This window comes from Sphingomonas sp. BAUL-RG-20F-R05-02, from assembly GCF_022662305.1.
Classification (GTDB): domain Bacteria; phylum Pseudomonadota; class Alphaproteobacteria; order Sphingomonadales; family Sphingomonadaceae; genus Sphingomonas.
Genome location: NZ_JAKNQH010000001.1, coordinates 628,234 through 648,363 on the forward strand (window position 1 = coordinate 628,234; position 20,130 = coordinate 648,363).

Genomic DNA, 20,130 nt, shown 5'->3' on the forward strand with positions numbered 1-20,130 from the left:
CGCAGCCATGAGAAGAACCGTATCCCCGCTTTGCTGATCCACCGCCACGAACGCTCTCTGGAAGTTTCGATCGCCGCTCATTACCGCAATGTCTTCGTCTCGTGCATCTTGCCCGCCATCTGCGGCGGCATATACTTTTCGTCGTGCTTGGCGAGCAGATTGGTGGCGGTGAAGCTGCCGTCCGGACTGAACCGACCCTCCGCCACCACGCCGGAGCCTTCGCGGAACAGATCGGGTGTGATGCCGCTGAAGGCCACCGGCACCGTCGCCACGCCATCCGTCACGACGAAGCGGATCGAGACGCCGTCCGCCTGCCGTTTAATCGAGCCGTCCTCCACCATGCCACCAAGCCGAACCGCCCGGCCGAGCGGCAAGCCGGTGCGCTTCACATCGCCAGGCGCATAAAAGAACGCGGCCTGATCCTTCAGCGCGGACAGCGCCAGCAGCGCCGCCGCCGCAACCGCGCCAAGCCCAAGCAGCACCAGCATCAGGCGTTGCTGCTTCGGCTTCATCGCCGTTCGCTACGCCGCATCGCAAGGTAGCTCCACGCCGCCAGCGCAGTCGCGCCGGCCCCGGTGATCGCGTACGCCGCAAACACGAATGGCCATGGGTTCATGCCGACACGCTCATCGTGCCATCCGCCGCATCCGTGCTTCGGATTTGTTGACGGCAAGGATCGTCCGCATCCGCATCAGCACCACCCCCGTGAAGAAGCAGGAGAAACCGGTCAGCGTGAACCACAACGGCCACAGCATAGAAGCATCGATGCTCGACCGGGTCAGGCCGATGCTCTCCCCTTGATGCAGCGTGTTCCACCACACCACCGAGTAGCGGATGATCGGCAACAACACCGAGCCAGCGACACCGAACAGCGCCGGAATACGCCCGTCACCGCCGCGATCCGCATCGGCACGCAGCAGCGCCATGAAGCCGAGGTACACGAAAAACAGCAGCAGCATCGATGTCAGCCGCCCGTCCCACTCCCACCACGTCCCCCAGGTCGGCCGGCCCCAGATCGAGCCGGTGACAAGGCACAGGCCCGCGAACACCGCACCCGGCACCGCGATCGCACGCGCCGCGATCATCGCTAGCGGGTGCCGCCATATCAGGAAAGTGATCGCGCACGCTGCGATCCCGCTCCACCCGCCCATGCCAAGCCAGGCGGCGGGCACGTGGATGTACAGGATACGCACCGTCTCACCCTGTAGGTAATCCGCAGGCGTCTGCGTCAGCCCGGCCCAGCCGCCGATTGCGATCAACACGACGCCCACCCAGAACAACACGGGCGTAAGCGGCCGCGCCAGCTTCGAAAAGCGCGCGGGATTGGCAAGGGCATGAAGGGACGCCACGATGTTTCAGCGTCTAGGCGCTTGCGCGCCGACACTCAACGCCCAACCACGCTGTCACGCCGATGCGTGACCGGCCGTTTGCGTCACCGCCAGTTCGTGGCCATCGGGATCGCGAAAGTGGAAGCGCTGCCCGCCAGGAAAGCTGAAGATCGGCGCGGTAATCTCACCGCCTGCCGCTTGCACCGCCGCCAGCGTGATGGCGATGTTCTCGACATCGATGACGGGGAGTGCTGCCTTGGTCCTCTCCGCCGGATCGGCCTGGAAGCCGATATCAGTATCACCGCTGACGGTGGCGGCGTAGCTTGGCCCGAAATCCGCGAAATCCCATGCGAAGGCCGATCCGTAGAAACGTTTTGCCCGTTCAGTGTCTGCGACCGGCAGCTCCACATAATTGATCCGCGCCAAATTACCCTCCATGTTCTTGATATGTTCTAAGCTGCCAGCTACTGCCATGCAATGGCAAAGACTCGTCCTTCACGCGGCGCCACCATCAACCAAGAAAGCCGCCGCTTCAATCTGCCCGCGCGGGAGGCGGATGGCGACTGGCTCGACGATCGGGAGCGGGTCGATGATGCGCCACCCGCGCTGCGGACCACCATCACGGTCGAACGGCCGCGCACGATCATCAGCCGCAACACCTCGCCCGACGTTGCGTTCGATCGTTCGGTGAACCCGTATCGCGGCTGCGAGCATGGTTGCATCTACTGTTTCGCGCGGCCCACGCATGCCTTTCACGACCTGTCGCCCGGCCTCGATTTCGAGAGCAAGCTGTTCACCAAGCCGGATGCGCCCGTCCTGCTACGCGCCGAGATCGGCAGGCGCGGCTATGTCGTGCAGCCGATCGCGTTCGGCACCAACACCGATCCGTATCAGCCGATCGAGAGTGACTGGCGGATCACCCGCGCGTGCCTGGAGGTGCTGGCCGAGACTGGCCACCCGCTGACCATCACCACCAAGTCAGATCGGGTGGTGCGTGATCTCGATCTGCTCGCGCCCATGGCGAAGCGCGGGCTCGCGGCGGTGATGATCTCGGTCACCTCACTTGACCGGCGTATCGCCATGACGGTCGAGCCACGCGCGCCTACGCCCGAACGACGGCTGGCGGCGGTGAAGACGCTCGCCGATGCGGGCGTGCCGACCTATGTGTCGATCTCGCCCGTTATCCCGGCGATCACCGATCATGAAATCGAGCATCTCGTCGCCCGCGCGGCGCAGGCGGGCGCGCGTAGCGTCAGCTTTATCCCGGTGCGCCTCCCGCATGAGGTCGCACCGCTGTTCCGCGCCTGGCTGGGCGAGCATTTCCCCGACCGCGCTGCCAAGGTAATGGCGACAATCCAGTCGCTGCGCGGAGGGCGCGACAACGATCCCAACTTCGGCACAAGGATGCAGGGGCAAGGGCCGTGGGCGGAGTTGCTCAAAACTCGCATACAGATCGCGCGCCGCAAGCACGGCATGGTGCATGAGCGCATGACGCTGCGCACCGATCTGTTCCGCCCACCCGCAGGCCCGCAGGGCGAGTTGTTCTAACCGTTAGCGGTGATGCCGAGCTTCCGTCATCCGACCAGCGCCAGTCGCGTTTCCGATGATTTCAGCGCGACCCCACTGATCCCCGCCAGCCCCTCGATCCGCGTTGCCAGTTCCTGGTCGAGCAGGAAGTCGCGACCGAGCAACACACGGACATGGCCACCCTCTGGCAGCACCGCTTTCGCCCACACCTCGCCCCGCGCGCCTCGATAATCCGACAAAACCGACGCCAGCATCGCCATCGTCGCCGGTGTCTCCACCGTCAGTTCCAGCACGAAGCGCGCCGCCGTTGCCAGCGAATCGAAGCGTTGCAGGCGTTTGACCGATACGCGCGGCGTCTCCTCGCCCGGCCGGCGGTCCAGTTCCACCGTCAACAGCCCGCACGCGCCGTCACGCGCCGCCTCTTCCAGATCGGCCGCAACCATGTCGTCGAAGCAGGTCGCGAAAAACTGCCCCGAAGGATCGGACAGCGTCGCCATCAGATAGCGCCGCCCGCGTGCGGAGGTGCGCCAGCGCGCCTCCTCCACCAGCACCGCCATCGTCGCGCCGGCACGCGATTTGCCGTCGTCGGGAATGTCGAGTTCGCCCAACGTCGCGAACGATCTCGCACCATGCACCTGCGCGAGATGGCCGTGACGATCCACCGGATGCGCGGAGAAGTAGAAGCCGAACGCCTCCTTCTCCGCCTCCATCCGGTCGGCCAGCGCCCAGTGCGCGTTCGGCAGGCGGATCGGCGGCTCGGCGGCATCTTCGCCGCCGAACAGCCCCCCCTGCCCGCTGACCTTCATCGCCTGTACGCGCGATGCGGTGGCGAGGATCACCTCCGCCGCACCGTGAACACCGGCGCGGTTGGGGTTGAACGCATCGAACGCACCCGCACCGGCCAACGTCTCGAGCTGGCGCTTGTTGAGCAGGCGCGGATCGACGCGGTGGGCGAGATCGTCGAGCGTGGCGAACTTGCCGTTCGCCTCGCGTTCGACGACCAGCTTCTCCATCGCCGCCTCGCCCACGCTTTTCAGCGCGCCGAGCGCGTAGCGCACCGCCAGTCCGTCTCCGGCATCCTCAACCGAAAACTCCGCCTCGCTGCGATTGATGTCGGGCGGCAGGATGTCGACGTTCAGCCGCCGCATATCGTCCACGAACACGCCGAGCTTGTCGGTCAGCGCCATGTCGTAGCACATTGAGGCGGCGAAGAACTCGTGCGGGTGGTGCGCCTTCAGCCACGCGGTTTGATACGCCAGCAACGCGTAGGCGGCGGCGTGCGATTTGTTGAAACCGTAGCCGGCGAACTTGTCGATCAAATCGAACAGTTCGTTGGCCTTTGCCTTGGGGATGTCGTTATGCTTGGCGCAGCCCTCGACGAAGATCGCGCGCTGCGCGTCCATCTCCGCCTTGATCTTCTTGCCCATCGCGCGGCGTAGCAGATCGGCGCCGCCCAGCGAATAGCCCGCCAGGATCTGCGTCGCCTGCATCACCTGTTCCTGGTAGACGAAGATGCCGTAGGTTTCCGCCAGGATCGGCTCCAGCAGCGCATGCGGGTAGACGATCTCCTCCTGCCCGTTCTTGCGCTTGCCGAAGCTGGGGATGTTGTCCATCGGCCCCGGCCGGTACAGCGAGACGAGCGCGATGATGTCGCCGAAGTTGGAGGGCTTCACCGCCGCGAGCGTGCGCCGCATCCCCTCCGATTCGAGCTGGAACACGCCGACCGTGTCGCCCTTCTGGAGCAGCTTGTAGACGCCCTCGTCGTCCCATTCGAGCGCGGAGAGATCGACCGACACGCCGCGATCGGCGAGCATCTGCACCGCCTTCTGCAATACCGACAGCGTCTTCAGGCCGAGGAAGTCGAACTTCACCAGCCCCGCGCCCTCGACATATTTCATGTCGAACTGCGTGACGGGCATGTCGGAGCGCGGATCGCGGTACAGCGGCACCAGTTGCGCGAGCGGCCGGTCGCCGATTACCACGCCGGCAGCGTGCGTGGAGGAATGGCGCGGCAAGCCCTCCAGCTTCATCGCAAGATCGAGCAGGTATTTGACGCCGCTGTCGCCCTTATATTCCGCGTCGAGTTCGCCCACGCCGTTGAGCGCGCGCGGCAGCGTCCATGGGTCAGCCGGCAGGTTCGGCACCAGCTTGGCAAGGCGATCGACCTGACCGTAGCTCATCTGGAGCACGCGACCGGTATCCTTGAGCACCGCACGCGCCTTCATCGTCCCGAAGGTGATGATCTGCGCGACCTGATCGCGGCCGTATTTCTGCTGGACGTAGCGGATCACTTCGCCACGCCGGGTTTCGCAAAAATCGATATCGAAGTCGGGCATCGACACGCGTTCCGGGTTGAGGAAGCGTTCGAACAGCAGCCCGAGCTTGATCGGATCGAGATCGGTGATGGTCAGCGCCCACGCCACCACCGAGCCGGCGCCGGAGCCGCGCCCCGGCCCAACCGGAATGTCGTTGTCCTTCGCCCATTTGATGAAGTCGCCGACGATCAGGAAATAGCCGGGGAACCCCATCGAGATGATCACGTCCAACTCGAACTCGAGCCGCTTGGCATAGCTCTCGCGCGTTTCGGGGTCGGTGATCTTCGCCTTGGCGAGCCGCACCTCCAGCCCGGCGCGCGACGTCACGCGCAAAGCCTCGGCCTCGCCCTCGCGGTCGCCGGCAAGGCTCGGCAGGATCGGCTTGCGGTACGGCGCCGACACCGCGCAGCGCTGCGCGACCACGAGCGTATTGGCGATCGCCTCGGGCAGATCGGCGAACAGGCGGCGCATCTCATCCGCCGGTTTCATCCATGCATCGGGCGAACTGCGCGGGCGATCCTCGCTGACGATGTACGAAGAACTGGCGATGCACAGCATCGCATCATGCGCCTCGACGAAATCCGCCTCGGCGTAGCAGCACGGATTGGTCGCGACGATCGGCAGGTCGTTGGCATAGGCAAGATCGAGCAGCGCGGCTTCCGCCTTCGTCTCGACCGGATCGTTGCGGCGGGTCAGCTCGACATACAGCCGATCGGGGAAGAGGTTCTGGAGGCGATCGGCATAGGCGAGCGCACGCGCTGGCTGATCCTCGGCATACAAACGCGCCAGACCACCTTCGCGACCGGCGGTGAGCGCGAGCAGGCCATCGGTGTGTTTCGCCAACGTCTCGAACGAAACATGCGCCGTGTGTTCAAGCGGCCGGTCGAGATGCGCTTGCGACACCAGTTCGCACAGGTTGCGATAGCCCGCCTCGTCCTGCGCATAGAGCGCCAGCCAGTCGAACACCGGTTCAACCGTGTCCGGCATGTCGGGCCGGGCGACGCCCAGCATCGTGCCGATGATCGGCTGCACCCCCGATTTCTTGGCGGCGTCGGAAAACGACATGGCCGCATAGAGGCCGTTGCGATCGGTCAGCGCGGCGGCGGGAAACCCGAGCTTTTGCGCATGTTTGCCGATTGTCTTTGGCTCGATCGCGCCGTCGAGCATGGTGTAACACGAGAAGATACGCAGAGGAACGAACGCGGAATGGGACATCGGCAGACTATGCGCGGAATCACTGATTCGCGAAACCGTCTTAATGGCGTTCCGGGTTCAAACGCCCCCCTCCGCGTTCCGCAGACCGGCGCGACGGAGCCTTAAAGCAACCGCTCGATATCGGCCGCCAAAGCCTCTGGCAGCGTGCGCGGGCCGTAGCGTTTGACCGCCTTGCCGCTGCGGTCGACCAGAAACTTGGTAAAGTTCCATTTGATCCCCTTGCTGCCGAGCAGCCCAGGCGCCGCCGTCTTCAGCGCCGTAAACAGCGGTGCGGCATTGTTCCCGTTGACGTCGATCTTTGCGAACACCGGGAACGTCACGTCATAGGTCAGCGAACAGAAGTTGGCGATCTCGGCCGCGTCGCCCGGCTCCTGCGCACCGAACTGGTTGCATGGGAACGCCAGCACCGTGAAGCCGCGCGCGGCGTAGCGCCGGTACAAATCCTCCAGCCCTTCATATTGCGGCGTAAACCCGCATTTCGAGGCGGTGTTGACGATCAGAAGGACTTCGCCCGCGTAGACCGACAGGTCCGCCGGCGCACCGTTCGACGCCGCCACCACAAAGTCCGTCATCCCGCTCATCGCGCACCCTCATGCTTGGCCAACAGATAGTGCAGGTTCTGGCGCACCCCCGGCCATTCCCGGTCCAGGATCGAGTACACCACAGTATCGCGCAACCGCCCGCCCGCCATCACCTGATGACCGCGCAGCACGCCATCCCGCGTTGCGCCGAGCCGCTCGATCGCGGCCTGGCTCCGTTTGTTGAGCGCATCCGTCCGGATCTGCACGCACTGGCAACCGAGCATATCGAACGCGTGGCCGAGCAGCAGCAGCTTGGTTTCGGTGTTGACGCCGGTGCGTTGTACTGCGGTCGCATAGAAGGTGCCGCCGATCTCGAGCCGCCGGTGTTTCTCGGCCATCCGAAGATAGCGCGTAGTGCCGACCACATCGCCGTCTGCGCCGAGCACCGAAAACGGCAGCGCGCGACCATAGTCCTGCTCGGCAAAGGTCTCATCCATGAAGGCGTCGACGTCTTTCAGCCGCGCGACGTTCGCGTAGAACAGATCCCACAATCCGTCTGCCCGGGCGACCTCCACCAGCGCCGGTCCGTCCGCGCGCGTCAACGGCCGTAGCGTGACGTGACGGCCCGTTAGCGTCGGCACCGAACGCCACAGCGTCGTCACAGCATACCGTCTTGAAGCCGCACCACCCGGTCCATCTTGAGTGCAAGCCGCTCATTGTGCGTGGCCACCAATGCCGCCGAACCCTCCCCACGCACTAGCCGCAAGAACTCGGCCAGCACTACGTCGGCGGTCGCTTCGTCAAGGTTGCCGGTCGGCTCGTCCGCCAGCACCAGCGCCGGGCGGTTGGCGAGCGCCCGCGCCACAGCAACGCGCTGCTGCTCGCCGCCGGAAAGCTGGCTCGGCCGGTGCGTCAGACGGTGGCCGAGACCAAGCGCAGTCAGCAGCGCCTCCGCGCGTGCATCGGCGATGTTGCGCTGCTCGCCCTTGATCATCTGCGGCAGGACGACATTCTCCGCCGCACTGAAATCGGGCAGCAGATGGTGGAACTGGTAGACGAACCCCAACGATTCCCGGCGTACCCGTGTCCGCCCGTCCGCGTCGAGATTGGCCGCCTCCGCACCTTCGATGCGGATCGAACCCTGAAAGCCCCCTTCGAGCAGCCCGACCGCCTGCAGCAGCGTCGACTTGCCCGAACCGGACGGCCCCAGCAATGCGACGATCTCACCCCGCCCGACGATGAGATCGACCCCGCGCAGCACCTCGATCTTGACGCCGCCCTGCTCAAAACTGCGCGACAGGCCACTGACGGCGAGAACGGGATCACTCATAGCGAAGCACCTGTACCGGGTCGGTACTCGCCGCCTTGAACGCGGGGTACAAAGTTGCGAGAAAGCTGAAGATCATCGCCATCAGCACGATCACCGTCACCTCGACCGGGTCGGTCTTGGAGGGCAGTTGCGTCAGAAAGCGTACCGATGGGTCCCAAAGGTTCTGTCCCGTCACCAATTGCACGAAGTCAACGATGTTCTGACGGAAGAACAGGAACACGAACCCCAGCACCAGCCCCGCCACCACGCCAAGCGCGCCGATCGTCGTGCCGACCACCATGAAGATCTTCATCATCCCGCCGCGCGTCGCCCCCATCGTTCGGAGGATCGCAATGTCGCGCGTCTTGGCACGCACCAGCATGATGAGGGACGACAGGATATTGAACACCGCAACCAGGATGATGATCGACAGCACGGTGAACATCGCCACCCGCTCGACCGCCAGCGCCTGGAACAACTGCGCATTCATCTGCTGCCAGTTGGTGATAACGGCGCGGCCGGCGATCTGATCGGCGACCGGTTTCAGGATCGCGTCGACGCGGTCGGCATCGGTCGTGTTCACCTCGATCATCCCCACGGAATCGCCTGCCAGCGTCAGCGTCTGGGCATCCTCGATCGGCATGATGATGTATTTGACGTCATAGTCGTACACCCCCACCTCGAAGATCGCGCCGACCGTGTAGTTGATGATCCGTGGCACGGTTCCGAACGGGGTCGCTTGCCCGAGCGGGTTCAACAGCGCGATCTGACTGCCCACTTGCGCGCCGAGCGCTTCGGCCAGACGGCTGCCGATCGCAACGCGGCCGCTGCCGGGGTTTATCGTGGCGAGCGAGCCCATCACGATTTTGCCGCCGATCGTCGAATTCGAGCGGATGTCGGAAACCCGCATGCCGCGTACCAGCACGCCCTCCGCGCGACCGCCATAGGTGACGACCAGCGGCTGCTCGATCAACGGGATCGCACTCGTCACGCCCGGCGACTGCTTCGCGATGCGCGCGATATTGCGCCAGTCGGGCAAGTCACCGCCTACCCCTTGGATCACGGCGTGGCCGTTCAGTCCGACGATCTTGTCGAACAGTTCCGCGCGAAAGCCGTTCATCACGCTCATGACGATGATGAGCGCGGCGACGCCGAGCATGACCGCGACCAGACTGATGCCGGCAACGAGGAAGATGAATGCCTCGCCCCGCCCCGGCAAGAGGTACCGCTTGGCGATCATGCGTTCGTAACGGGAAAGGATCATAACACAGTGTCTGCCCGGCCCCCGGGGATGAAGTCGCCCGCTCTAGGTTGCAGGCGGCGTGCTGGCAACTGCATTGCCCTGTTGCGTATACGCCACAGCGCTGCCGCAATCGCCGCGCGGAAGTCACAATGCATGTGACAAAACACTCATGCGGACTTAGCAACATAATCACTGAGACACAGGCAACGGCCGTGGTTCGGGGAGCGTTTCCAGTCCCGTCAAAAGGCGTGCGGACGGAAACATTTTGGGGGCTGACGAGCGATCGTCACGCAGGCGCCCGGGTCGGAAACGGCCCGGGCGTTTGCCGTTGTGGCGAAGGCTCGCGACGGCTTTGTCGCCGGTACGACCGCCTCCTTTTGGTCACACGAAAACGATGCTTGCCTTTCAAATGTGCGAAGAAACGGAGCAGCGCTTCGGCTGCCCCGCCAGGATGGGTCAGAACGCCTTGGAAATGGTCGCTCCGATCGTGCGTGGGTCGCCCGGCTGGCCGACGATCAACCCGGTCGAACCGGACTGCGCCGAAAGTAGTTCGTAATAGTTCTGATTGAACGCGTTTCGCACCCAACCGAACACGTTGAAGCTGTCCTGCCGGTAACCCAGCCGGAAGTTCGAGAGCGAATAGCCGTCGATATACATATACGCCGAGGCCGACGGGTTGGACGAGAACCGCGTCCGATAGCTGCCGTCATAGCCGGCATAGACCTGCCCCTTTCCGACCGGCACGTTGACCTCGCCGCCGAACGCGAAGGCCCATTTCGAGATGCCGGGCAGCACCTGCCCCGAAATGTCGCAGGTCAGCGGGCTCAGCGCACCGGCAACTCCGGCCGCACCCGGCATCGCACCGTTCAGCGCCGCGTTACCGCCCGCCAGTTCGGGCGGGCACGGCGCGTTTGTGAAGCGCAAGTACCTGGCGTCGGTATATGCGCCGTTGACGTACAGGTTGACGCGCTGACTCGGCCGATAGCTCGAATCGAACTCGGCGCCACGCACCCGCACCAGCCCGGCATTGGCCAGGTAGCCGCGGATCACCGTCGTCTGGCCGTTGTTCACCGTCGCCTGATAGTCATGCACGTCGGTCCAGAACCCGGCGAGGTTGAGCGTCAGCTTGCGTTCGAGGAATTGGGTCTTCAGCCCGACCTCGAAATGGTCCTCGCTCTCGGGCTTCACTGTCTGCTTGGTCAGGTCGACGACGGTGTTGGTCGAATCAAGCGGCAGACCGGACAGGTTGATGCCGCCCGATTTGAAGCTCCGCGCGTACGTCGCGTAAGCGTGCACGTCGGCCGTGACATCATACGAGGCGGTGAAATCGCCCGAGACGTTCCACTGGCTGAACCGCGGGCTGTAGCGCTGCGGGGCGAGCGTGTTGATCTGGTTTGCAAAGGTCGTCCGTGCCGCGCCCGTCTTCGATGCGAGCAGCGAGGCGACGTTGTCCGCCGTTGCGACGAAATCGTACTGGCTGTTGTGAATGCTCACGATCGCATCGTAGAAACCGGACTTCTTGTCGTAATTGACGCGAAGGCCGGGGGCGAAGTGCAGCCCCGTTACCGGCTGCCAGTTCAGCTTCCCGAACACTGCGAAGCTGTCGTTGCTGAAGTGAATGTCGTTGGTGCTGGTAAGTCCGTTCAGCACGTTCGGATTGGAGGCATCCGCCCCGGACAGCAACCAGCGGCTCGCCGCGGCGCCCTGAACCTGCGATCCTTGTGTATCGATCTTCTGATGGAAGTAGAACACACCCGCCGTGTAATCGAGCGTGTTCTTGCCGTTGGAGGCGATGCGCAGTTCCTGCGACCATTGCTTCTGCTGCGACGGGTTCTGCGAGATGGTGGTGATCGGCAGGCCTACGTAGTCGCGATCGTTCGCCGGCTGCCAGTCCCAATAGCGCCACGCCGAAACCGAGGTGATCGTTGCCGGGCCGACATCCCAGTTGCCGACCAGCGACGCGCCGCCCATCTCCTGCCGCGAGTTGATGTCGGCATCAAGATCGGTCACCCGGTCGAACGCGTTGGTGCTGGGCGGAGTGTAGCCGAGCGCCGTCGCCAGCGCGGTATACTGCCGGTTGGCGGCGCGCTGCGTCGGGGCGAGCCGGGCGTAATATTGCACGCAGCACAAAGGATTCTGGACGTTGAAATCGCCGGTCAGGCGGAAGTCGAGATCGGCGCGCGGCTTCCACAGCAACTGACCGCGCACGCTGAAATTATCGAGCTTCTGTACGTACGTATCGGACACCGTGTCCTTGATCGTGCCGCCGCGCCGCGTGAATGACGCGGAGATGCGTGCCGCCAGCGTATCGCTCACGATTGGCCCGGACATCGAGCCTTTCAGCTGGACATAAGCATAGTCGCCGCCACTTGCCTCGAACTTGGCCTCGGGCGAGAAGCTCGGCGCGCGCGTGGTGATGTTGACCGCACCCGCCGTGGTGTTCTTGCCGTACAGCGTGCCCTGTGGCCCGCGCAGCACCTCGACCCGGTCTACGTCCACGAAATCGAACGTCGATGCACCGACTCGCCCGACATAAACACCGTCGAGATAGAAGCCGACGCCCTGCTCGATCCCGTCGTTGGTGAGGCCAAAGGGCGTACCTAGCCCGCGGATGTTGATCGACGAATTGCGCGGGTTGCTCGAATAGAATTGCAACGCCGGCTGCTGCTGCTGAAGTCGATTGACGTTGAACGCGCCGGTCTTGTCGATCGTATCCGCGCCGATCACGGATATTGCGATCGGCACGTCCTGCGCGCGTTCCTCACGGCGGCGTGCGGTCACCACCACGTCGCCGGATGCGGCAGTCGGTTCCGCCTGCGGCGCGGCCGGAGCGAGGTCGGGTTGCGCTTGCGGCACGGCGGCAGCTGATGCGAGCAGAAGCGAGAGGTGAGCGAGCATCATGTCCCCTTTGTCGACAAGATTGGCGAGTCGATACTGAATATCCAGTATGTTGGTAGGACTTCATCCGTATCCTTCTTCGTGCGCCTAAAGCTGAGCTTGTCGGCAACGTTGAAAAACGGCCTACAAACCTCTTGAAGCGAGGTGAACCATCACCAAATCTGCGTCACGCGGCGCCGTCAGGGCCGCGAAAAAGCCGGGTGTCGCGCCGTTGTGCGGACACCGTTTGACACGTTTAACGCTCACATGAGGACAAACACATGCGTCAGTTCGATCTTACTCCCTTCCGCCGCTCCGCAATCGGTTTCGACCGCCTGTTCGACATGCTCGAAGCCAGCGCGCGCCAGCAGGCGGCGGATAACTACCCGCCCTTCAACCTCGAGCGGGTTGCCGAGGATCGCTACCGGATCACCCTCGCCATCGCCGGGTTCAGCCGCGACGAAATCGAGATCGTCGCGCAGCAGAACCTGCTGCAGGTGAAGGGCAAGAAGGACGACAAGGAAGGCCAGAACACCTTCCTGCACCTCGGCATTGCCAATCGCAGCTTTGAACGCCGCTTTGAGCTGGCCGACTTCGTGCGCGTCGACGATGCGCGGCTGAACGACGGCCTGCTCGTGATCGACCTCGTGCGTGAGGTGCCGGAGGCGATGAAGCCGAAGACGATCGCGATCAAGACCGGCGCACCGCTCGCCGCGATCGATGGCGGTATCGGCAGCAGCGACGAGGCTCAGGCCGCGTAAGCGCGCTTCGAAGTCGCGGCGCTCTCTTTCGCTCTGAAAGGAAGGCGCCGTAAGCGGGCGCCCGGAGCAATCCGGGCGCCTTTTTTTGCGTGATTAGCGCGGCGGGTGTAACGCCACACCATGAAGACGCTCGTTGATCCGACACATGCCCTAGCGCGCGGCCTCGGCGCCATCCGTGCGCAATATCAGGTGCCGCAGGACTTCACGCCCGAGGTGCTCGCCGCCGCCGAGGTTGCCGCGAAACGCGTGCCGAGGGACCATGTCGATCATACCGACCGTGCATTCGTCACGCTCGATCCCGCCAGTTCGACCGATCTCGACCAGGCGTTCGCGATCGAGGCTGCCGGCGGCGATCTACTGCTGCACTACGCCATCGCCGACGTCGCGTGGTTCGTCGCCGATGGTGATTTGCTCGATGCCGAGGCATGGCGACGCGGTGAGACGCTATATCTGCCCGATGGGAAGGCACCGCTCTACCCGCCGGTGCTGAGCCAGGGTGCGGCGAGCCTGCTCCCCGATGTCACACGCCCCGCCGTGGTGTTCACCATCCGCGTCGCGGCCGACGGCGCGGTAAAACTCGACGGCGTTGAACGCGCGGTTATCCGCAGCCGCGCCAAACTTGCCTACGAAACCGCGACCGACGCCGATCTCCCCGCCGGCTTCGCCGAACTCGCGCGCCGGATCGCTGCCGCCGAGCAGGCGCGCGGCGCGGCGCGCGTCGACCCGCCCGAGCAGGAGGTAAGCGCCATTGCGCCCGGCGACTACCAACTCGTGTTCCGACCGCGCCTCGCCGCGGAGGAGCAAAACGCCGCGCTGTCGCTGGCGACCAACATGGCGGTCGCCGATGCACTGGTCGCGCACCATACCGGTTTATTCCGGGTGATGGCCGCGCCAGACGCCGGAGCGATCGCTCGGCTTCGCAACACGGCACAGGCGTATCGGCTCGCATGGCCGGCCGAGGTGACGCTGGATGATTATGCCCGAACGCTGAACGCTGCCGACCCGCATCAAGCTGCCTTCATGCTTGCGATCCGACGTGCCGGGCAAGGTGCCAGCTATGCGCCGTACCGGGAGGGCGTGACGCCGTGGCATGCGGCGATGGCCGCTACCTACGCGCATGCTACAGCCCCCTTGCGCCGTCTGGCCGACCGCTATGTCGTGCAGGCCGCGCTCGCAATTGCCAATGGCCGGGCCATCCCGGATGCGGTGACCGCTGCGTTCGAGACGCTGCCGAAGGTGATGGCGAAGGCCGATGCCCTCGCCGGCCAGATCGACCGCGCGGTGATCGACCTCGCCGAGGCGGTGATGCTGAGCAACGAAGTCGGCCGCCCCTTCGCTGCGGTCGTCACCGACGCCGATGAGCGTGGCGGACGCATCCAGTTGAGCGATGCTCCAGTGATGGCCCGCGTCCTCGCACCCAAGCTGGCTCCGGGCGACGCCGTGCAGGTGCGACTGACCGGCGTGGATGTGGAGAAACGCAGCATCACGTTTGAGCGGATCGACTGAAGCCGACCCGCCGCAACGCGGTGGTGCGTTGCGTCGGATACGCCAGCCGAGCCGATGCGGCTTATACCAGTCGGCTCTGTTTGACCGCCGCTTCGATGAAGCTTTTGAACAGCGGGTGCGGATCGAACGGCTTGGACTTCAGCTCCGGGTGGAACTGCACGCCGACGAACCACGGATGATCCGGCCGCTCGACGATCTCGGGCAGCATCCCGTCGGGTGACATGCCGCTGAACACCAGCCCGCCCTTCTCCAGCGCCTCGCGATAGGAGGTATTGACCTCGTAGCGGTGGCGGTGGCGTTCGGAGATCGTCTCGCCGCCATAGATAGAGGCGACGACGCTGTTACCGTCGAGCTTCGCCTCGTACGCGCCGAGCCGCATGGTGCCGCCGAGATCGCCGCCCTCCTCGCGCTTTTCCAGCCCGGCTTCGCTCATCCATTCGGTGATCATGCCGACCACCGGCTCGGGCGTCGGGCCGAACTCTGTCGAACTGGCCTGTGCGATGCCGGCGAGATCGCGCGCACCCTCGACGCACGCCATCTGCATGCCGAAGCATATGCCGAGATACGGCACCCGCCGTTCGCGTGCGAAGCGCACGCTGGCGATCTTGCCCTCCGCGCCGCGCGACCCGAACGCGCCAGGTACCAGGATGGCATCCATCGGCTCGAGACGTGCGGCGATATCGCTATCCTCCGCCTCGAACAGTTCGGCGTCGATCCACTGGACGTTAACCTTCACCCGGTTGGCGATGCCACCATGCACCAACGCCTCGTTCAGCGACTTGTAGGCATCCTGAAGGCCGACGTATTTGCCGACCACGCCGATAGTGACTTCACCTTCCGGGTTGGTGACCCGGTCCATGATGTCGGTCCAGCGCGACAGGTTCGGCGCGCTGCCCGGTGCAATGCCGAACGCATTGAGCACCGCGCTGTCCAGCCCCTCAGCATGATATTGCACCGGCACCGCGTAGATGCTCTTCGCATCAAGCGCGGGGATCACCGCTTCCTTCGGCACGTTGCAGAACAGCGCGATCTTGGCGCGTTCGCTCTCCGGCAGCGGTTGTTCGCAGCGGCACACCAGTACATCGGGCTGCACGCCCAAAGCTGCCAGTTCGCGGACGGAATGCTGCGTCGGCTTGGTCTTCAACTCACCCGCCGCCGCAATGTAGGGCACCAGCGTCACGTGAACGCTGATCGATTGCCCGCGCCCAAGATCATTCTTGAGCTGGCGCAGCGCCTCGATGAACGGCAGCGATTCGATATCGCCGACCGTGCCGCCGATTTCGCACAGCACGAAATCGAGGTCGTCGGTCTCGGCTTGCGCGAATTCCTTGATCGCGTCCGTCACGTGCGGGATCACCTGCACCGTCGCGCCGAGATAATCGCCACGCCGCTCGCGTGTGATGATCTGCTGGTAGATCCGGCCCGAAGTGATGTTATCCGACTGCCGCGATGCAACGCCGGTGAAGCGTTCGTAATGGCCGAGGTCGAGATCGGTTTCAGCGCCATCGTCGGTCACGTAGACCTCGCCGTGCTGGTAGGGCGACATCGTGCCGGGATCGACGTTCAGATACGGGTCGAACTTGCGGATCCGCACCCGGTAGCCCCGCGCCTGAAGCAGAGCCGCGAGGCTCGCCGCCATGAGACCTTTGCCCAGCGAGGAGACCACGCCGCCGGTGATGAAAATAAACCGCGCCATGGGAGAAAACGCCTAACGTCAAACGCCGTGGCGCGACAAGCGCGCGACTCCGGCCGATTACAAAAAGCGGGGGCCTGAGCCCCCGCACGACTACGTCCCGGATGCTTCCGCTTACTGGGCGAGCGGAACGCTGTTATTGCCGACCGGTGCCGGTGCCACCGGTGCGGCCTGGTTGCCGATCGCCTGCCGGGCGGCCGACGAGAACGGCGCACCCGCATCAGCCGGCGCCTGCGGCACGGGCAATTGCGCCGCCGGCGCGGGCGCACCGCGCGCCAGCGAGGTGTCGATCTTCGCGGTGTGACCGCGCGCCGCGAGGACGGCGAGTACGACGCTGAAGGCGATGAACAGGGTTGCCAGCACGGTCGTCGCGCGCGTCAGGAAATCGGCGGCGCCACGCGCAGACATCAGGCCGGACGGACTACCACCCATACCGAGCCCGCCGCCCTCAGACTTCTGCACGAGGATCACCCCCACCAGCATGGCGGCAATGATAGCCTGGACGACGAGGATGAACTGAAACAGCATGAAATCGGGCTACCCTGCGGGGACATTTAAGCCGCGCACATAGAGCCGGCAGCGCGGTCGATCAACCGCCGCATGTTCAGACCCGAGACATTTCGGCCTCGCACTGAAACCAGAGCGATTTCGGTTCGTTACAACGATACTGCACCCCGAACTTCGGGATGTGAGCGTTGCCAAACAGAAAGTCTCGCCGTGGCCTCTGTATTCAATCGTACACTCGATAGCTGGATGCAAGCGCTGGTCGATTACGTCCGGTCTGGTGAACCAGACCTGACCAATCGGCAAATGGCGCTGCTCCTGTTCGTTTATCTGACTCCTGGGCCGCATACCGTGCGCGGTCTGGCGCGCGTTTTGAACGTTTCCAAGCCGGTGGTCACGCGCGCCTTGAACAGATTGGGATCCCTCGGCTATCTGCGCCGTCAACGTGACGATACCGACAAGCGCAATATCTTCATTGCGCAAACGTCCGAGGGGGCAGATTTTCTTGAAGAGTTCGGCCAGTTTATCGGCGAGTCAGAGCAGCCAAAGCCTCGCAGGGCCGCCCCGCAGGAGCTTCGCGCTGTCGGGGCACTCGGTCGAGATTGACCCCCGTTACAATGCGGTGCGCCGCGATCTCGCAGACGTGCGTCTGGCGGATCGCGTCTTCGCGCCGCATTATGCGGCACCTGTCGAAATGGTGATCGCGCGCGCGACGGACCTGCGTGTCGCTCGCGAAAGCGACTCGGAGGTTTTGACTGCGCTCGGCCCGAATGTAGTGTTTGAGGTGTTCGAACTTGCCGGGGGTAAAGCCTGGGGCAAGGCGCCCGATTGTGGCTTGGTCGGCTATCTCGACGAATCGGCTTTGACGAGGATCGTCGCATGAGCGCACGCGTTTTCATCGATGGTGCGGTCGGAACGACTGGTCTCGAGATCCGCGAGCGACTGGCCGGTCGCGGCGACATCAACCAGATCATCCTTGACGAGGATCGCCGCAAGGACGCTCGCGCGCGCGCGGAGGCGATCAACGATGCCGACTTCGTCATCCTGTGCCTGCCGGACGTTGCCTCACGCGAAGCGGTCTCGCTGATCGCCAACGATCGCACCCGCGTGATCGATGCGTCCACCGCGTTCCGCACCGCTGATGGCTGGACCTACGGCTTCCCCGAACTGGAGCCGGGGGCGGCCGAAGCCGTGGCGTCGGCGCCGCGGGTCAGCAATCCCGGCTGCTACCCGACCGGCTTCCTCGCGTTGGTGCGCCCGCTGGTCCGCGCGGGGCTGATCCCGGCCGACTGGCCGCTCACCGTTAACGCTGCTTCAGGCTATTCAGGTGGCGGCAAGACGATGATCGCCGAATATGAGGACGGCACCCCTGCCCCCGCCGCGCGGGCCTATGGCCTCGCGCTCGCGCACAAGCATGTCGGCGAAATGCAGAAGCACGCCCGCGTCGAACATGCGCCGATCTTCATGCCGAGCGTCGTGAACACCTATCGTGGGATGCTGGTCGAGGTGCCGCTGCCGCTGCACGCCTTCCCGCGCCGTCCGACGCTCGCCGCATGCGAGGCGGCGCTGCGTGAAGCATATCGCGGATCGCAGGTGGTCCGCGTCGTCGATGGCGATATCGCGACCGTCGCGATTGAGGACGATGCCGGCACCGACCGGCTGACCTTGCGCGTCTGCGGCAATGCCAAGAACGGTCAGGCGCGGCTGATCGCCACGCTCGACAATCTTGGCAAGGGTGCGGCCGGGGCGGCCGTGCAGAATCTGAACTTGATGGCGGGGCTGGACCCCGTTGCAGGCCTTACGCTTTAAGCGGCCCATTTCGTTTCGCGTTCGCGAACAAAGGAGATCGTCTGATGCCAGGAATTCGCCAGCCTGCCGGAAAATTGCTGCTGTTCGGCGCGACGGGCGATCTCGCTCAGCGCATGTTGCTGCCCTCGCTCTACGGCCTCCATGCCGATGGCCTGCTGCCCGAAACGCTCACCATCACCGGCACTGCCCGCGCCGAGCATGACGACGCGGACTACCAGAAGTTCGCGGAAAAGGCGCTCAACCAGTTCCTGCCCGACGACCGCAAGGACAAGGACAAGATCAAGAGCTTCCTCGATCGGCTCGGCTACCAGCCGCATGACGCGGCGGACGTAGAGGGGTACAAGGCGCTCGCCGCCAAGGTTGGCGACGTTTCTGGCGGTCTCGCGATCTTCCTGTCGACTGCGCCTTCGCTGTTCGAACCGGTCATCAAGGGGCTCGCCTCCGCTGGCCTTGCTGGCGAGACGGTGCGGATCGGGCTGGAAAAGCCGCTCGGCTATGATCTCACGTCGAGCCAGGAGATCAACGATACCGTCGCGACCGCGTTCAGCGAGGATCGCACGTTCCGCATCGACCATTATCTGGGCAAGGAGACTGTCCAGAACATCATGGCGCTGCGTTTCGGCAACTCGTTCTTCGAGCCGATCTGGAACGCGCAAGGCATCGACAACATCCAGATCACTATCGCGGAGACGGTCGGGCTGGAGGATCGCGCGTCTTATTACGACGGAGCCGGCGCGCTTCGCGACATGGTCGCCAACCACATGCTCCAGTTGCTCGCGCTGGTGGCGATGGAGGCTCCCGCTCAGTTCGACGGCGCTGCGATCCGTGACGAAAAGGCCAAGGTGTTTCGCTCGCTCCGCCCGATCGCGCCGGAGGACGTGCCGACACAGACCGTCACCGGCCAGTACGGCTCGGGCGCGGTCGACGGCAAGATCGTCAAAGGGTATATCGACGAACTCGTCAAACCTTCCACCACCGAGACGTTCGTTGCGATCAAGGCGCATGTCGACAACTGGCGCTGGCAGGGCGTGCCGTTCTACCTTCGCACCGGCAAGCGCATGACGACGCGCCGCAGCGAGATCGCGATCCAGTTCAAGCCGGTGCCGCATTCGATGTTCCGCAATCGCGGTGGGATGCTCCAGCCCAACGTGCTGGTGATCCGTTTGCAGCCCGAGGAGTATATCCAGATCCTCGTGATGGCGAAGGAGCCGGGCCTCGACCGCGACGGCATCCGCCTGCGAGAATTGCCGCTCAACCTCAGCCTCGACGCCGCCTTTGCCGGCAAGCCGCGCCGCATCGCTTACGAACGCTTGCTGCTCGACCTTATCGAGGGCGACCAGACGCTGTTCGTCCGCCGTGACGAGGTGGAGGCGCAGTGGACCTGGATCGACGCGATCCGCGCCGGCTGGACCGCGAACGACACCAAGCCCAAGAGCTATCCCTCCGGAAGCTGGGGCCCGAGTGCAGCCATCGCGCTGACCGAGCGTGACGGCGTGACCTGGCAGGACGACTAACACCGGGA

At 64.4% G+C, this 20,130-nt stretch carries 18 protein-coding genes; 7 read left to right on the forward strand and 11 right to left on the reverse strand.

Annotated features, from left to right (window positions below; genetic code table 11):
- Positions 1 to 80: 80 nt before the first annotated feature.
- The 3 genes from ccmE to L8F97_RS02985 all read right to left on the reverse strand — a co-directional run bounded on the left by ccmE (position 81) and on the right by L8F97_RS02985 (position 1,754).
- Positions 81 to 512: a cytochrome c maturation protein CcmE gene (gene ccmE, locus L8F97_RS02975; protein WP_242146497.1), complete on the reverse strand. Its 432-nt coding sequence runs from the start codon at positions 510 to 512 to the stop codon at positions 81 to 83.
- Between the two features lie 114 nt (positions 513 to 626).
- Positions 627 to 1,349: a heme ABC transporter permease CcmC gene (gene ccmC / locus L8F97_RS02980; protein WP_242146498.1), complete on the reverse strand. Its 723-nt coding sequence runs from the start codon at positions 1,347 to 1,349 to the stop codon at positions 627 to 629.
- Between the two features lie 54 nt (positions 1,350 to 1,403).
- Complete coding sequence (locus L8F97_RS02985; protein WP_242146499.1) at positions 1,404 to 1,754, reverse strand: VOC family protein; 351 nt, start codon at positions 1,752 to 1,754, stop codon at positions 1,404 to 1,406.
- Positions 1,755 to 1,805: 51 nt separating this feature from the next.
- Between L8F97_RS02985 and L8F97_RS02990 the strand changes: the two genes are divergently transcribed.
- Complete coding sequence (locus L8F97_RS02990) at positions 1,806 to 2,876, forward strand: PA0069 family radical SAM protein (protein WP_242146500.1); 1,071 nt, start codon at positions 1,806 to 1,808, stop codon at positions 2,874 to 2,876.
- Positions 2,877 to 2,902: 26 nt separating this feature from the next.
- Here the strand turns inward: L8F97_RS02990 and dnaE are convergent, their stop codons facing one another.
- From dnaE to L8F97_RS03020, 6 genes are all read right to left on the reverse strand, one after another.
- Positions 2,903 to 6,385, reverse strand: coding sequence for a DNA polymerase III subunit alpha (gene dnaE / locus L8F97_RS02995; protein ID WP_242146501.1), 3,483 nt, complete (start codon positions 6,383 to 6,385; stop codon positions 2,903 to 2,905).
- Between the two features lie 101 nt (positions 6,386 to 6,486).
- The gene (locus L8F97_RS03000) at positions 6,487 to 6,966 is read right to left on the reverse strand and encodes a glutathione peroxidase (protein ID WP_277924689.1); all 480 of its coding nucleotides are present in this window, start codon (positions 6,964 to 6,966) and stop codon (positions 6,487 to 6,489) included.
- Positions 6,963 to 7,568 carry a GNAT family N-acetyltransferase gene (locus L8F97_RS03005; RefSeq protein ID WP_242146502.1) on the reverse strand — a complete coding sequence of 202 codons (606 nt, stop codon included), beginning with the start codon at positions 7,566 to 7,568 and terminating at the stop codon, positions 6,963 to 6,965. Before L8F97_RS03005 ends, L8F97_RS03000 begins: the two co-directional genes overlap by 4 nt.
- Positions 7,565 to 8,236, reverse strand: a complete 672-nt coding sequence (locus L8F97_RS03010; RefSeq protein WP_242146503.1) for an ABC transporter ATP-binding protein — start codon at positions 8,234 to 8,236, stop codon at positions 7,565 to 7,567. Before L8F97_RS03010 ends, L8F97_RS03005 begins: the two co-directional genes overlap by 4 nt.
- The gene (locus L8F97_RS03015; protein ID WP_242146504.1) at positions 8,229 to 9,479 is read right to left on the reverse strand and encodes a lipoprotein-releasing ABC transporter permease subunit; all 1,251 of its coding nucleotides are present in this window, start codon (positions 9,477 to 9,479) and stop codon (positions 8,229 to 8,231) included. Before L8F97_RS03015 ends, L8F97_RS03010 begins: the two co-directional genes overlap by 8 nt.
- Before the next feature lie 435 nt (positions 9,480 to 9,914).
- Positions 9,915 to 12,356: a TonB-dependent receptor gene (locus L8F97_RS03020; protein WP_242147129.1), complete on the reverse strand. Its 2,442-nt coding sequence runs from the start codon at positions 12,354 to 12,356 to the stop codon at positions 9,915 to 9,917.
- 260 nt (positions 12,357 to 12,616) lie between these two features.
- Between L8F97_RS03020 and L8F97_RS03025 the strand changes: the two genes are divergently transcribed.
- Both L8F97_RS03025 and L8F97_RS03030 read left to right on the forward strand, forming a co-directional pair.
- The gene (locus L8F97_RS03025) at positions 12,617 to 13,096 is read left to right on the forward strand and encodes an Hsp20 family protein (RefSeq protein WP_242146505.1); all 480 of its coding nucleotides are present in this window, start codon (positions 12,617 to 12,619) and stop codon (positions 13,094 to 13,096) included.
- Between the two features lie 120 nt (positions 13,097 to 13,216).
- Positions 13,217 to 14,602, forward strand: a complete 1,386-nt coding sequence (locus L8F97_RS03030) for an RNB domain-containing ribonuclease (protein WP_242146506.1) — start codon at positions 13,217 to 13,219, stop codon at positions 14,600 to 14,602.
- Between the two features lie 61 nt (positions 14,603 to 14,663).
- Here the strand turns inward: L8F97_RS03030 and L8F97_RS03035 are convergent, their stop codons facing one another.
- Entirely contained in the window at positions 14,664 to 16,298 is a 1,635-nt protein-coding gene (locus L8F97_RS03035; protein WP_242146507.1) for a CTP synthase, read from the reverse strand.
- Positions 16,299 to 16,409: 111 nt separating this feature from the next.
- Positions 16,410 to 16,820 carry a preprotein translocase subunit SecG gene (gene secG / locus L8F97_RS03040; protein WP_242147131.1) on the reverse strand — a complete coding sequence of 137 codons (411 nt, stop codon included), beginning with the start codon at positions 16,818 to 16,820 and terminating at the stop codon, positions 16,410 to 16,412.
- A gap of 228 nt (positions 16,821 to 17,048) precedes the next feature.
- Between secG and L8F97_RS03045 the strand changes: the two genes are divergently transcribed.
- The 4 genes from L8F97_RS03045 to zwf are packed head-to-tail and all read left to right on the forward strand — an operon-like array spanning position 17,049 to position 20,122.
- Positions 17,049 to 17,405, forward strand: a complete 357-nt coding sequence (locus L8F97_RS03045) for a MarR family transcriptional regulator (protein WP_242146508.1) — start codon at positions 17,049 to 17,051, stop codon at positions 17,403 to 17,405.
- A 16-nt stretch (positions 17,406 to 17,421) separates the two neighbouring features.
- On the forward strand, positions 17,422 to 17,682 hold the full coding sequence (locus tag L8F97_RS03050; protein ID WP_242146509.1) for an SH3 domain-containing protein: 261 nt from the start codon (positions 17,422 to 17,424) through the stop codon (positions 17,680 to 17,682).
- A complete protein-coding gene (gene argC / locus L8F97_RS03055; RefSeq protein ID WP_242146510.1) occupies positions 17,679 to 18,608 on the forward strand; it encodes an N-acetyl-gamma-glutamyl-phosphate reductase in 930 nt (309 codons plus the stop codon). Before L8F97_RS03050 ends, argC begins: the two co-directional genes overlap by 4 nt.
- Before the next feature lie 44 nt (positions 18,609 to 18,652).
- Entirely contained in the window at positions 18,653 to 20,122 is a 1,470-nt protein-coding gene (gene zwf, locus L8F97_RS03060) for a glucose-6-phosphate dehydrogenase (protein WP_242146511.1), read from the forward strand.
- Positions 20,123 to 20,130: the final 8 nt, after the last annotated feature.